Source organism: Mycolicibacterium brisbanense, assembly GCF_001570425.1.
Classification (GTDB): domain Bacteria; phylum Actinomycetota; class Actinomycetes; order Mycobacteriales; family Mycobacteriaceae; genus Mycobacterium; species Mycobacterium brisbanense.
In genome coordinates this window covers 1-13,135 of sequence record NZ_BCSX01000017.1, presented here as the reverse complement: position 1 = coordinate 13,135, position 13,135 = coordinate 1, and the positions used below count along the sequence as shown (strand labels likewise).

Genomic DNA, 13,135 nt, shown 5'->3' with positions numbered 1-13,135 from the left:
GCCTATTGGTGACCGTCGATCTGGCTGGAGGCCTGCACCATGCCGCGGGCCTGGCCGCTGGCGTTCTGCCATGACACCGCGGCGGGGAACTGCCCCCACGTGCTGTTGAACACGCCCACGATGGCAGCTCGTCCGTCGGGCGTGATGACGTACACCGGACCGCCCGAGTCACCCTTCTGGCTGACCACACCGTGGGCCATGGTGAACCACCCGTTGTTGACCGCCTCGACGGTTCCGCACGTCTCACCGGTGATCACGCCGAAATGGCATACGGGCAGGCCCGGGGTGGCCACCGCGCCCGGATCGTCGACGAGCATCCGGCCGCCCGGCAGGATGTTGTTGACCGCGACATCGCCGGCCAGCTGGATGGTCTCCCAGTCCGCGATCACGTGATCGGTGTCGATGGTCGCACCGTCGGGCGTGTTGTCCTGGAACGACATCTGCTGGCCGATGAAGTTGCCGTCGCGGTCACCGACGGCGCCGCTGCCCCGACAATGCCCCGCGGTGTAGGCCACGCGGGCCACCGGGTCGACAAACCCCAACGTGCACACGTTGGTGTCCTGGCGGATCTCCATGCCGGGGTAGACGAGCACTCCCGGGGTGGCAGAGGCAGGGGCCGATGTCACGGCCAGGGCCGCCATCGGCGTCGCCGCCGCGAGCAGAACCCGCGACATGAGCAACCACGGCTGGAGCACGGCGGTGCCTCCGATCTGGTCTGGTATGCGCCGAGTTTAGCGGCGAACGAAGACGGCCCGGACCGAATGGCCCGGGCCGTCCTTATCCGCAGGTCAGGGAATCGTCAGAACCTGGCCGGGATTGATGAGGTCCGGGTTCGGGATACCGCTGGCGTTTGCGATCTCCTGGTAGCGGTTGCCGTCGCCGTAGAAGCGCTCGGCGATCGCCCACAGCGTGTCGCCCGGCTCCACGGTGTAGGTGCGCGGCTCGGGGGCGGGCGGCGGTGGCGGCGGCGCGGGCTCGGCCTCAGGTTCGGGGGCGGGTGCCGGCTCTTCGACAGCGGCCGGCTCGACCACGGGCTCGGGCGCGGCAGCCTCGGGGGCCGGTGGCGGCGGCTCGGTGGTGTCGGTCTTCGACGACCAGGCCGGCCCGTCGGCGGCGTAGAGCACCAAGTTGCGGTCGTCCTGAAGAACGAGCTTCACGTCCTTCTTGCCCTTGGTGTCGGTATGCCACACCGGCTTCTCCGATGTGTACAGCACGAAATTGCCGTCGGTTTGCACCTCGGCGCGCTGAACGTCCTGCCCGTTGGTCTCGGTCGACCACACCGCTTGGTCGCGTGCGTACAGCACCAGGTTGCCGTCATCCTGCAGCGTCAGCGTGTAGGCGCCGTTGTTGGAAGTGAGCGACCCCCCCTTCTCGAGCTTCTGTCCTTCGGTCAGTGTGTCTCCCACTCAGATCCCCTTACTCTCTGGACGGCCTGCCGGATCGAGCCCGGCTCCGGTCGAGCCTACTGATCTTGGTCTCGATTGTGGGGCGTTATGCTCGGCGCAATTCGAAACGGCAGGCAAACTCCCAGTGACATCATCGGCAGGCTCCCAGCCGGGCGGTCCGAACACGTAACCGAACCGGTCTCTCCAGCGGGCCGCCCGCCGTACGTCGCGCACGATCGCGCGGTATTCGTGCGTCTGCAGCGTCCAGATGTTGAAGGTGTCCACCGGTTTGGTCAGCCCGTAGTGCGGCCGGAACAGTTCGGGCTCGAAGGTGCCGAACAGCCGGTCCCAGATGATCAGGATGCCGCCGTAGTTGCGGTCGAGATACTGCGGGTCGCGGCCGTGGTGCACCCGGTGATGCGACGGCGTGTTGAAGATGTATTCGATTGGCCGCCAAAGCCTCTCGATCCGCTCGGTGTGCACCCAGAACTGGTACACCAGGTTGATCGAGAAGCTCGCGAACACCAGCCAGGGCGGGATACCCAGCAGGGGTAGCGGAATCCACGCCACGATCTCGCCGCTGTTGTTCCACTTCTGTCGCAGAGCTGTCGCAAAATTGAAGTACTCGCTCGAATGGTGGGACTGGTGTGTCGCCCAGATCACCCGGACCCGGTGCGCCACACGGTGATACGAGTAGAACAGCAGGTCCACGCCGACGATGGCTATCACCCAGGTGTACCAGCGGTCGGCGGGCAGGTGCCACGGTGCGACGTAGCTGTACAACGCGGCATAGCCCAACAGCGCCAACAACTTCCAGCCTGCTGTGGTTGCGACGGATACCAGGCCCATCGAGATGCTCGCCCACGCATCGCGCGCCTGGTAGGCGCCGTGCGGCGCGCGGGCGGCGCCTTCGACGGCTTCGAGCTTTTTTGCCGCGGCCCATTCCAGGACCAACAACAGCAAGAAGAACGGCACCGCGAACAGTACCGGGTCCCGCATAGCCGGTGGCAGCGCTTCCAGCAACGCCCGAATCGGCTCCATCGCACACCACTCCTAGCGGAAGTTGAGCACCTCGTCGCCCCAGGCCGTGCGCAGCTCGCGGTCCAGATCGGTCACGGTCTTGTCCTGCTTGTCGATCAACAGCACAGCACGGTCATCGCGGCGATACGGGCGCCACACCGGCTCCCCTGGCGCACCGGCGGGCGTCCCGGTGGTCGCGAAGTTGGTCCAGCGGCGGCGCATGCGCTGCGACACCGCCTTGCCGTGCTTGAGCCCACCCAGCTTGAACGTCGGGTCCTTGGGACCGGCGACCAGGTTGCCCCACATGAACGGCAGCTCGGTGGCATGGGCCGCTCCCAGGCGCAGCAACCGCAGCATCGGGGTGGCGAAGTCGAACCGGTAGAAGTAGACGGGCGCCGCGGCGCTGTGCCCGTCGGCGAACCACAGTGACGGCATCCGGAACCCGATGTCGCGGGCCACACCCATCCCGCGGGCCTTGGTCCGCAGCCCCGGGTACGCGGCGGCGATCTGGGCTTCTGACGGCAGCAGCAGTTCGGGCTGTTCGGCAGCGATGCCCTCGAACATCGCGCGGATGGCCTCCGGTGTGATCGGCATCAGCGGCGACTTCATCCACCGGAACAACGCGGCCTCGTGCTTGTTGGTCCCGATGATCAACGGAACCGGGTGGGTGCGGCCGGCGCGGGAACAGTTCACCGGATAGTCCGGCACCACGTCCCCGTCGACGATGGGGGCGAATGCCAGGGTGCCCGGCGTCTGCTGGGGCACCGCGTTGAACACCCGCTGGGACGCCGACAGCACTGCCGACACCGGCAGCCGCGCGAGCTGCTCGGCATCGCCCGCTGCCACCCCCAGCTCGTCGAGCACCTGGCGCGCGACGCGCCGGGACCGTTCGGCGTCGTAGATCGAGGTGCCGGGCGAACTCTGTGCGATGGCCGCGCCGAACAGGCCCTCGGCCTCGGGGCTGGCCAGCAGCGTGGTGACGATGCCACCGCCCGCCGATTCCCCGAACAAGGTGACGCGCTGCGGGTCCCCACCGAACGCGGCGATGTTGTCCCGCACCCAGCGCAGCGCGCACAGCACATCGCGCAAACCCAGATTGGTATCGAAACGCATTGCGGGCGTGCTCAATTCGGACAAGTCGAGGAACCCGAACGCGCCCAGCCGGTAGTTGACGGTGACGACGACGACATCGCCCTCGGCGGCGAGCACTCGTCCCCGGTACAGCGGCTGGCTGGCCGATCCGAGCACGTAGGCGCCGCCGTGAACCCACACCATCACGGGTTTGGCGGCACCCGGTTCGGTGCCGGTGGGCGCCCATACGTTGAGCCGCAGGCTGTCCTCGGACTGCCGGGCACCGAGGTCGATCGGGATCCGCGGGTCGACGGGCTGCGGGCACACCGGCCCGACCACCGTGGCATCCGCGATGTCCTGCCACGGCCGCGGGGGTTGCGGTGCACGCCAACGCAACTCGGCCACCGGCGCGGCGGCGTAGCGAATTCCCCGCCACGCCTTGACCGTTCCGTCGTCGGTTCCGCGGACCGGCCCGTAGGCGGTGTCGACCACCGGGCCGTCGGCGACAACGGTGGGTTCGGACATGACTGACTCCTCGGTGACGCAACTTTCACGAACTCCCCCACGTTACGCAGACCGTCCGGTCACATCGTCGGTGCGCGGGTTTCGGACAAACATTCTCCGTGGTCACAAACCTCGGCAGGGCCGGGTCCCGGCCGTAGCGTCGCCGCCCATGAGCGTCGACACCGCCCCCGTGATCACCACCCCGCCACCGGCTTCGGCACAGGCCGCACTCGCCTCCGCCGACGCACTGGCCACCGAACTGGCCGTCGACAGCGCCGAACGCGAACGGTCGGGTGCCTCGCTGGTACCGCAGTTGCGCCGGGTCGCCGAATCGGGACTGCTCGGCATCGTCGTCCCCGCCGAACACGGCGGCCCAGGGCTGTCCGCGTCGACCAAGGTGGAGGTGCTGCGCCGGCTGTCCCGCGGCGACAGCGCCGTAGCACAGCTGCTGCTCGCACATTTCGTTGTCGCACAAGCAATCTCAGGCCTCGGCGACCAAGCTCCTGCGCCGCGCATCTACGCCGACATCCTGGCAGGCGCCCAACTCGGCAACGCCTCCGCCGAACGTGGGACGGCCACCGCACTGGACCGGCACACCACGGTGACCCGCCGCGCCGACGGAACCTGGTTGCTCAACGGCACCAAGTACTACGCCACCGGCGCCCTGGGCGCCACCTGGATCGCCGTGGCCGCCGTCGTGGCTGACGATGCGGGGCTCGCCGAGCGACCGTCGGGCACGGCCGGCGTCCGAACCGCGACCGTGTTCGTCCGGCCCGATCAGGACGGTGTGACCCTCGACCTCGATCAGTGGTCCGCATTCGGGCAGCGCGGTACGGCCAGCGGAGAGGTCCGCCTGGTCGACGTCGTGGTCGACGACGATCTGGTCATCGAGGAGGGCGTGGCACCCGACCCGGCTGACGCGCCGCCCAGTTTGCTCGGCGCCTACGACCAGGCGCTGCACGCCGCGATCGACATCGGCATCGCGCGGGCCGCACTGGAAGACGGTGCCGAATTCGTCCGCACCCGGTCCCGGCCGTGGAAGGAGGCGGTGCTGGCCGGGGTTCGCCGCGCTGACGAGGAGCCCCATGTGGTGCGCCGGTTCGGCGAGCTCACCGCCCGGCTGTATGCGCTGGAGGCTCTGCTGGCCCACGGCAGCGCGGTGATCGACGCCGGGCTGGCCGAGCCGGAACTGTCCCGCGACACCGCCGCCCGCGCATCACTGCAGGTGGCCGCCGCCAAGGCGCTGGCCCAGGAATTCGCCGTCGAGATCGCCGGCGGCATCTTCGAATTGACCGGCACGTCTGGCACCGATTCGGCAGTCAACCTCGACCGGCACTGGCGCAACGTGCGCACCCACTCGCTGCACGATCCGGCGCGATGGAAGTACGTGCATCTGGGCAACCACACCTTGCGCGGTACCCGGCCCCCGCGGCTGGGGCTCGTCCTGTAGCTCGCTGCCTTTTCGCTAGGTTGGTGCGGTGCGGAAGTGGGCGTTGCTGATCGCGGCGATCGCCACCGAAGTTGCGGCCACCCTGTCATTGCGCGCCTCCCAGGAGCATTCGGCGTGGCTGGTTGTGGTGGTCGTCGGCTACCTCGGTGCGTTCGTGCTGTTGACCCTGGTGCTGCGGGCGGGCATGGCGGTGGGCGTGGCCTACGGCATCTGGGGAGCCATGGGCACGGCCTCGACTGCGGTGCTCGCGGCAGTGCTGTTCGGTGACGCGTTCACCTGGCCGATCGCGGCGGGTATCGGCCTGATCATCGCCGGGGTGCTGCTGGTCGAGCTGGGTTCTCCGGCAGAGGATGCGCCGCGATGATGTGGATCGTGCTGACCTGCGCGATCCTGTGCGAAGTGTTGGCGACCCTGGCGCTGCGGGCCTCGGACGGATTCCGGCGTAAGGCCTGGATCGTGCCGGTGACGCTCGGCTATGTGGTGTCCTTCACGCTGCTGTGGTTCGCATTGTCGTTGGGCATACCGGTCGGCATCGCCTACGGCATCTGGACCGCGTGCGGCGTGGCGCTGGTCGCAATCGCGGCCCGGTTCCTGTTCCAGGAGGTGCTGACGCCGGTGATGATGATCGGGATCGCGTTGATCGTGTCGGGCGTGTTCACGATCGAGCTGGCCGGGATGGCGCACTGACCGCATCGCTCGGTCCGTGGGTGCGCTCCAGCGCCCCGGCCAGGGCCATCACCAGCACTCCGGCCACGGGCACGATCATCAGCCCGACGCGTAGCCCGGCGGCGTCGGCGACGAATCCGACCAGCAGCGGCGCGCCGAAGAATCCCACCCGCATCAGCCACGTCACGACCGTCAGCCCCGTCCCGGGCCGCAGCCCTGGCAATTGGTCGGCGCCGTGCATGGCCGCCGGGATCAGGGTGGCCACGCCGAGCCCCGCGGCCGCGAAGCCGCCGACCGTTCCGAGCACGCTCGGGTACGCCAGTGCGGCGCCCATACCCGCGGCGGTGATCAGCCCGCCGACGCGCACCACCCAACGCTGGCCGAACCGGTCCACCAGCCGGTCACCGAACAGTCTGCCCACGAACATGAATCCGACGACCGCGATGTAGCCGAACGTCGCGATGGCCGGGGGCGCGTGCAGGGTGTCCCGCAGGTACAGCGTGGCCCAGGAGCTTCCGGAATCCTCGACAGTGGCCCCGGCGATGGCGATCACCACCAGCGCGGCCAGCGTGAAGTAGACGGCGCGGCGCGGCTGGGCCACGGCCCGGGTGCGCGAGGCCGGATGATCCTCGTGATCGGGCCCGGCGAGCAGGAAGCGGTCCGCGACCAGCACCGCCGCGCAGACCAGCGCCGCAACCACCCCGAGATGCGCGCCGCGCGGCACCCCGGCGGCGATCACGGCCGCGCCGGTCAACCCGCCGAGGATGGCGCCGACGGCCCACACCGCGTGGAACGAGTTGATGATGGACCGGCCGTAGGTGCGCTGCACGCGCAGGCCGTGCGCGTTCTGGGCCACATCGGTGATCGCATCGCAGGCGCCGGCCAAGAACAGTGCCGCGGTCAGTACGACGGCGCTGCCGGTGATCGCCGCGACCACGACGAGCCCGGCCAGCCCGATCGTCGCGACCACCGCAACCCTGGCCGACCGGTAGCGCCGGATCAGCAGGCCCGCGGTCAGACCGGCGACCAGCGCACCGGCCGAGAATGCGGCGACCGCGGCGCCGTAGGCGGCGTTGCTCAGCTGCAGGTCGGACTTGATCTGCGGATAGTGCGGCACCAGATTGGCGAAGATCGCGCCGTTGGTCAGGAACAGCGCCGCCACAGCCAGCCGGGCCCGCTGGACCACGGTCGAATCAAGCTGCACCGAAACCACTTCGGCGACGATACCGGCGTCAACCGGAGGTGGACACCAGCCGATCGCTGACGCGCCACAGGTCGGCGGCCATGGATTCGTCGTAGGAATCGCGTGATGAGCGGATCTGGCGCGCCCCGGCGAAGTAGGCGCCGGTGACGCCGTCGTACCGCGGATCGGCGACCAGCGCGGCGAGGTCGGCGCCCGACCGCCTGGTGCTACGGACGCCGGGCAGCACCCGCAGCAGGGGCAGCACGAAGCGCCACGCCAGCCGTTGCGCGGGCGGGTAGTCGCGCGCCAGGCCCGAGCCGGGCATCATGCCGGGATCGAACGCGTTCACCGTGATGCCTTCGGCGCCGTGGCCCAGCCGGCGGTCCAGCTCGTAGCTGAACAGCACGTTGCACAGTTTCGACGTGGTGTAGCGCCTGCGACCTTCCTCCGCCGAGTACTCGCTCACCTCGGGGGTACTGAGTTCTTCTGCCGAGGTGTATCGCGGCGCGGGCATCCCGGTGTACTTGTCCGGATCGTGGGTGCCGCTGCTGACCACGACGATTCGCGCCGGGGCGACCAGTTGGCCGAGCAGCCGCCGAACGAGCGCGAAATGCCCGAGATGGTTGACGCCGAAGGTCATCTCGTACCCGTCGCGCGTGGTGTGCGAACCCGAGACCAGTTGCACGCCGGCATTGCACACCAGGGCGTGCACCGGCGGTACGTCGAGTTGGGTTATGGTGCAAGCGAATTGGTCGACGGAGCAGAGCGACGCGAGATCGAGCTCGGCAACGGCCGTCCGTTCCGGATGCCCGAGCGCCGCGGCGGCGGCCATGCCCCGGCCTGTGTCACGAACCGCCAGCAGCACATGCCAGCTGGGATCGGAATGCAACAGCGCGCGGGCGCATTCGAAGCCGAGGCCGGTGTTGGCCCCGGTGATGACGGCGGTCCTGGTGGTCGTCACGGTTCCTCCAGCAGGATCGGGATGAGCGCCGTCACGGCCTGCCACAGCCTGCGGTACATGAGGGCCACATCGGTGGTGTCGGGTTCGAGGTGTCTGGCGTAGAAGATGCCGTCGGACTGCGCGACGGCGAACGCCGTGAGTTCGGCCACCACCCGCTCAGCCCGGTCGGGGTCGACGTCGGCGGGCAGTTGCTGTCGCACCGCGGCGCCGAACCTCGCGATCGCGGTGTCCCGCGCCCGGCGGACTACCGCCGCGACCGCGGGATCGTCGGTGCGCTCCATGGACAGCAGGTAGAAGAGCCGCAGGAAGTCCGGATGCTGCTCCTGCAGCCCGGAGGTGACGGTCAGTTGTTCGTCGATGGTGCCGTCGCGCGGGATCGCGGCGAAGAAGCGGTCGATGCCCCGTTCCATGACCGCGGCGAGCACACCGTCCTTGGAGCCGAAGTGCCAGTAGATCGAACTGGCCGGAAGCCCGGACGCCTTGCGGATGTCGCTGATCGCGGTCGCGGCGTAGCCACGCGTGGCCATCAGGCGCTCGGTGGCGTCGAGGATCTGTTCGCGCGAATTCGCGCCCTGCTGTTGCCTTCTCGTGGCCGGAGCGTCCATGCTCACCCGTCTGTAAGGATCGTTACAGACAGACTAGACGAGCGGTGTCCGCGATGCCACCACGGATTTCGTCGCGTTTGGTCAACCCGCTCACGCGGCGCCGCGCGAGTGGCACGCTGATGCGGTGTCAACCGACGTGATCACCCATACCGCTGAAGACCTCATCGGCCTGTTCCCACCCGGGACCCGTCCAGATACCGATGGCACCCTGATGGTCGGCGGCTGCCGGCTCGACGACCTCGCAGAGCAGTTCGGCACGCCCGCCATCGTGGTGGACGAAGAGGCGCTGCGCAGGCGGGCGCGCGACTACCTCACGGCGTTCCGCAGCCGGTGGCCGCGCGCGGATGTCGCCTTCGCGTCGAAGTCGTTCCCGTGCACGGCAGTTCAGCGGGTGATGGCCGAAGAGGGCCTGCACCTCGACGTCGCGGGCGGCGGGGAGATCGTCACCGCGGTCAAGGCCGGCGCCGACCCGGCCCGGCTCGTCATGCACGGCAACGCCAAGACCGACGAAGAGCTGACCCTGGCCGTCGAACACGGCGTCGGGCTGGTGGTCGTCGACAACTTCGACGACATCGATCGCCTCGAGCGCCTGGTGCCGGCAGGGCGCGTCCAGGGGTGCCTGGTGCGGGTCATCCCGGGCGTGCAGGCCGAGACCCACGCCTCGCAGGCCACCGGGCACGCCGGCTCGAAGTTCGGGTTGATGCCCGACGCGGCCCGCGACGCCATTGCCCGCATCGAGGCCAGCCCGCGGCTGCGGCTCGACGGCGTGCACACCCACGTCGGCTCCCAGTTGCTCAACGTCGAGCAACTGGCCGAGGCCGTCGCACCCATCGCCAAACTCGGCACCTTCGAGGTGTACGACCTGGGCGGCGGGCTCGGGGTGCGCTACACCTACGAGGATCACGCACCCAATCTCGACGACTACGCCGAGGCGATGGTGACCCAGGCCCGTGCCCTGCTGCCCGAAGGCAGCCGCATCATCGTCGAACCCGGCCGCAGCATGGTGGGCAGCAACGCATGCACGGTGTACCGGGTCACCACGCTCAAACGCGGCCCGGTGGTCACCCATGTCGCGGTCGACGGCGGAATGGGCGACAACCTCGACGTATCGCTGACCGGGCAACGGTTCGAGGCGACGATCGTCAACCGGGTCGGCGGCGGCGAGGTGGTCAGTCTCGTCGGCAGGCATTGCGAGTCCGGCGACCAGCTCATCGACCGCGTCGAACTTCAGGACCCCAAGGTGGGCGATCTGGTGGCGGTTCCGGTCACGGGCGCCTACACCTACACGATGTCGAATCAGTACAACGGCGCCCGCCGCGTACCCGTGGTGTTCACGCGCAACGGTGAAGCCCGTCTCGTCGTGCGCCGCGACACCTGGGACGACCTGCTGATCCGCGACGTCGACTGACGCGATCGGGGTTTGGGCACCAAGATTGGGACCATGACGGGATTACCCCAGACCCTCGTGGAGCTGGCTCAGCGCTACGGCGTCGCCACCGAGTACGACGACTGGACGGGTCACCGCACGACGGTGCCCGAAACGACCTTGGTGGCGGTGCTGGAAGCACTCGGCGTGGCGGCAGGCACCGAAGCTGACCGGGCCGCTGCGCTGACTGCGCACGAGCGCGAGTACTGGCAGCGTTCGCTGCCGCCCATCGTGATCGGCCGGGCGGGGCAACCGACGGCGTTCTGGGTGCACGTCACCCACGGTGACCCTGTCGACGTCACGCTGCGATTCGAGGACGGCAGCGTACGAACCGGGCTGCGCCAGCTGGAGAACAACCGGCCACCGTTCGACGTCGGCGACCGCCTCGTCGGCGAGGCCACCTTCGAGCTGCCCGCCGAGCTGCCGCTGGGTTACCACCGGCTGATGCTGCGCGTCGGTGAGTTCCACACCGAGACGCCCGTCGTGGTGTCGCCGGCAAGCCTGACCCTGCCGGCGCGGCTCGGCGACCGGCGGGGCTGGGGGCTGTCGGTGCAGCTGTACAGCATCGCATCGCAAAACTCCTGGGGCGTCGGCGATCTCACCGATCTCACCGATCTCGCGGTGTGGTCGGCCGCGGCTCATCACGCCGACTTCATCCTGGTCAACCCGTTGCACGCGGCTGCCCCCATCGCGCCGATGGAACCGTCGCCATACCTGCCCACCTCGCGGCGCTTCGTCAACCCGCTGTACCTGCGCGTCGAGGCGATCCCCGAATACGCCGCCGCGCGCCACCGCGGCCGGATCCGCAAATTGCGGACGACCGTCCACGAGCGGGCCCAGCGCAGCGAACTGATCGATCGCGACAACGTGTGGGCGGCCAAATCCGCCGCACTCAAACAGGTGTACCGCGTGCCTCGATCCGCCGGCCGGGAGCTCGCCTACACCGCCTACCGGGCCCGTGAGGGCGCCGCCCTTGAGGATTTCGCGATCTGGTGCGCGCTGACCGAGATCCACGGCGCCGATTGGCACAACTGGCCGCTGGAACTGCAGCATCCGCACAGTCCGGAGGTCGCCGCGTTCGCGGCCGCCAATCCCGAGGCCGTCGATTTCCACCGCTGGCTGCAGTGGCAGCTCGATGACCAGCTGACCGCCGCGCAGGCCACGGCTGTGCAGGCCGGGATGGCGCTGGGCATCCTGGGAGACCTGGCGGTCGGCGTCGACCCGGACGGCGCCGACGCGTGGGCGCTGCAGGACGTGCTGGCGCTCGGCGTGACCGCGGGCGCCCCGCCCGACGAGTTCAATCAGCTGGGCCAGGACTGGTCGCAACCGCCGTGGCGCCCGGACCGGCTCGCCGAGCAGGCCTATGAACCGTTCCGGGCACTGGTCTCGATGGCGCTGCGGCATGCGGGCGGCCTGCGCATCGACCACATCATCGGCATGTTCCGGCTGTGGTGGATCCCCAAGGGTGCGGCCCCCACCGAGGGCACGTACGTGCGTTATCACCACGACGCGATGATCGGAATCATCGCGCTGGAGGCGCACCGCGCCGGGGCGGTCATCGTGGGCGAGGATCTCGGCACAGTCGAGCCGTGGGTCCGCGACTATCTGCGCGACCGCGGCCTCTTCGGCACCTCCATTCTGTGGTTCGAGGCCGACGGCAGCGGCGCGCCGCTGCCCGCCGAACGCTGGCGCGAGTACTGCCTGTCGTCCGTCACCACGCACGATCTGCCGCCCACGGCCGGGTATCTGGCCGGCGAGCACGTCCGGCTGCGGCAGGAACTGGGCCTGCTCACCCGCCCCGTCGAGGTCGAGCTGGCCGAGGACCGGGCCGCTCAGGACGCGTGGCTGGCTGAGCTGCGCCGCGTCGGCCTGCTCGAGCCTGACGACGGTCCAGAGGAGATCGTGACGGCGCTGTACCGCTACCTCGGGCGGACCCCATCGAAGTTGCTCACGTTGTCCCTGGCCGATGCGGTCGGTGAGTTGCGGACCCAGAACCAGCCGGGCACCACCGACGAATACCCGAACTGGCGGGTGCCGCTCGGCGGTCCAGACGGGCATCGCCTACTGGTGGAAAATGTGTTCGACGATGCCCGGGCGAATGCGCTGTGCGACGCGATGGCAGCCCTGGTGAGACCGGTGATGTAACACGCGGTGGCTGTGCAACGGTTTCACAATCGTCACAGCTGCGATATGTTCGCAGCTCACCCGGACGTTCGGAGACTTGACGTGAAGAAGCAGCTTGTAGTGCTCGGCGGTGGTGTGGTCGCTGCCGGCTCGATCGCCCTGTTCGGCGCGGGCATCGCGACCTCGCAGCCCAATGCGTCGGCGATCAATGTCGTCGGCGAGCCCTACATGAAGGCCCTGCAGATTCTCAAGAGCCAGGGCGTCAAGGCCTACTTCGGCGGCTCGTTCGGCAGTGCGCTGCCCCAGGCCCAGTGCCTCGTCGACTCCCAGAAGGTGACTTCGCAGGGCCGCATGCTGCTGATGCTGGACTGCAGCCAGGCCGCGCTGGAGCAGGAGCAGCAGACCCAGAGCGCCGGTGGCGGCGGTGCTCCCGGCGGTCCGCACGTGGGCTCCAACGGCGTGACGACGGTGACGCCCACACCGGTCGTTCCGGTGCCGGGTGCGCCGGGCGCGGGCACCCCTGCGCCGGGCTAAGCGAGATGCCACTCGGCTCACCCCCGGACGGTCACCGATGCTGTGCGGTTGACTGGCAATCGGCCCTGCCCTCGCGAGCGTGAATCGTCTGCGAAAAATGGGCCGGCAGATTCATACGGTTACGACAACATCGGTGATTTGGGAGGTTGTCGTGCCAACTGGTTATCGGCATTCGAAGGCGACGCGGCGGGAGTTGTTTGACCGGG

The 13,135-nt window shown here is 69.0% G+C and carries 13 protein-coding genes; 6 read left to right on the top strand and 7 right to left on the bottom strand.

Going from position 1 to position 13,135, the window contains the following annotated elements; genetic code table 11:
* Positions 1-2 precede the first annotated feature (2 nt).
* The 4 genes from RMCB_RS06420 to RMCB_RS06405 all read right to left on the bottom strand — a co-directional run bounded on the left by RMCB_RS06420 (position 3) and on the right by RMCB_RS06405 (position 4,001).
* Positions 3-641, bottom strand: a complete 639-nt coding sequence (locus RMCB_RS06420; RefSeq protein ID WP_407662111.1) for an Rv1815 family serine proteinase — start codon at positions 639-641, stop codon at positions 3-5.
* 147 nt (positions 642-788) lie between these two features.
* Positions 789-1,406: a LysM peptidoglycan-binding domain-containing protein gene (locus tag RMCB_RS06415; protein WP_062828123.1), complete on the bottom strand. Its 618-nt coding sequence runs from the start codon at positions 1,404-1,406 to the stop codon at positions 789-791.
* Positions 1,407-2,426, bottom strand: coding sequence for a sterol desaturase family protein (locus tag RMCB_RS06410; protein ID WP_084388385.1), 1,020 nt, complete (start codon positions 2,424-2,426; stop codon positions 1,407-1,409).
* 12 nt (positions 2,427-2,438) lie between these two features.
* Positions 2,439-4,001 (bottom strand): carboxylesterase/lipase family protein, encoded by a 1,563-nt coding sequence (locus RMCB_RS06405; RefSeq protein ID WP_062828122.1) that lies wholly within the window; start codon positions 3,999-4,001, stop codon positions 2,439-2,441.
* Between the two features lie 148 nt (positions 4,002-4,149).
* On the opposite strand from RMCB_RS06405, the gene RMCB_RS06400 reads away from it, so the two are divergent.
* The 3 genes from RMCB_RS06400 to RMCB_RS06390 are packed head-to-tail and all read left to right on the top strand — an operon-like array spanning position 4,150 to position 6,117.
* Positions 4,150-5,430, top strand: a complete 1,281-nt coding sequence (locus tag RMCB_RS06400) for an acyl-CoA dehydrogenase family protein (RefSeq protein ID WP_062828121.1) — start codon at positions 4,150-4,152, stop codon at positions 5,428-5,430.
* Positions 5,431-5,458: 28 nt separating this feature from the next.
* A complete protein-coding gene (locus RMCB_RS06395) occupies positions 5,459-5,794 on the top strand; it encodes a DMT family transporter (protein ID WP_029366188.1) in 336 nt (111 codons plus the stop codon).
* Entirely contained in the window at positions 5,794-6,117 is a 324-nt protein-coding gene (locus tag RMCB_RS06390; protein WP_036422118.1) for a DMT family transporter, read from the top strand. Before RMCB_RS06395 ends, RMCB_RS06390 begins: the two co-directional genes overlap by 1 nt.
* Here RMCB_RS06390 and RMCB_RS06385 read toward each other — a convergent pair.
* Genes RMCB_RS06385 through RMCB_RS06375 form a run of 3 tightly spaced genes read right to left on the bottom strand, consistent with a single transcriptional unit; the run spans position 6,086 to position 8,845 of the window.
* On the bottom strand, positions 6,086-7,300 hold the full coding sequence (locus RMCB_RS06385) for an MFS transporter (protein ID WP_234792020.1): 1,215 nt from the start codon (positions 7,298-7,300) through the stop codon (positions 6,086-6,088). The genes RMCB_RS06390 and RMCB_RS06385 overlap by 32 nt on opposite strands.
* 28 nt (positions 7,301-7,328) lie before the next feature.
* Complete coding sequence (locus RMCB_RS06380) at positions 7,329-8,240, bottom strand: SDR family NAD(P)-dependent oxidoreductase (protein WP_062828119.1); 912 nt, start codon at positions 8,238-8,240, stop codon at positions 7,329-7,331.
* Positions 8,237-8,845, bottom strand: coding sequence for a TetR/AcrR family transcriptional regulator (locus tag RMCB_RS06375; protein WP_062828118.1), 609 nt, complete (start codon positions 8,843-8,845; stop codon positions 8,237-8,239). The genes RMCB_RS06380 and RMCB_RS06375 overlap by 4 nt, the downstream gene beginning before the upstream one ends.
* 124 nt (positions 8,846-8,969) lie before the next feature.
* Between RMCB_RS06375 and lysA the strand changes: the two genes are divergently transcribed.
* From lysA to RMCB_RS06360, 3 genes are all read left to right on the top strand, one after another.
* Positions 8,970-10,253 carry a diaminopimelate decarboxylase gene (lysA, locus tag RMCB_RS06370; protein WP_062828117.1) on the top strand — a complete coding sequence of 428 codons (1,284 nt, stop codon included), beginning with the start codon at positions 8,970-8,972 and terminating at the stop codon, positions 10,251-10,253.
* A 33-nt stretch (positions 10,254-10,286) separates the two neighbouring features.
* On the top strand, positions 10,287-12,416 hold the full coding sequence (malQ, locus tag RMCB_RS06365; RefSeq protein WP_062828116.1) for a 4-alpha-glucanotransferase: 2,130 nt from the start codon (positions 10,287-10,289) through the stop codon (positions 12,414-12,416).
* Between the two features lie 81 nt (positions 12,417-12,497).
* Positions 12,498-12,929 carry a hypothetical protein gene (locus RMCB_RS06360; RefSeq protein WP_029366193.1) on the top strand — a complete coding sequence of 144 codons (432 nt, stop codon included), beginning with the start codon at positions 12,498-12,500 and terminating at the stop codon, positions 12,927-12,929.
* Positions 12,930-13,135: the final 206 nt, after the last annotated feature.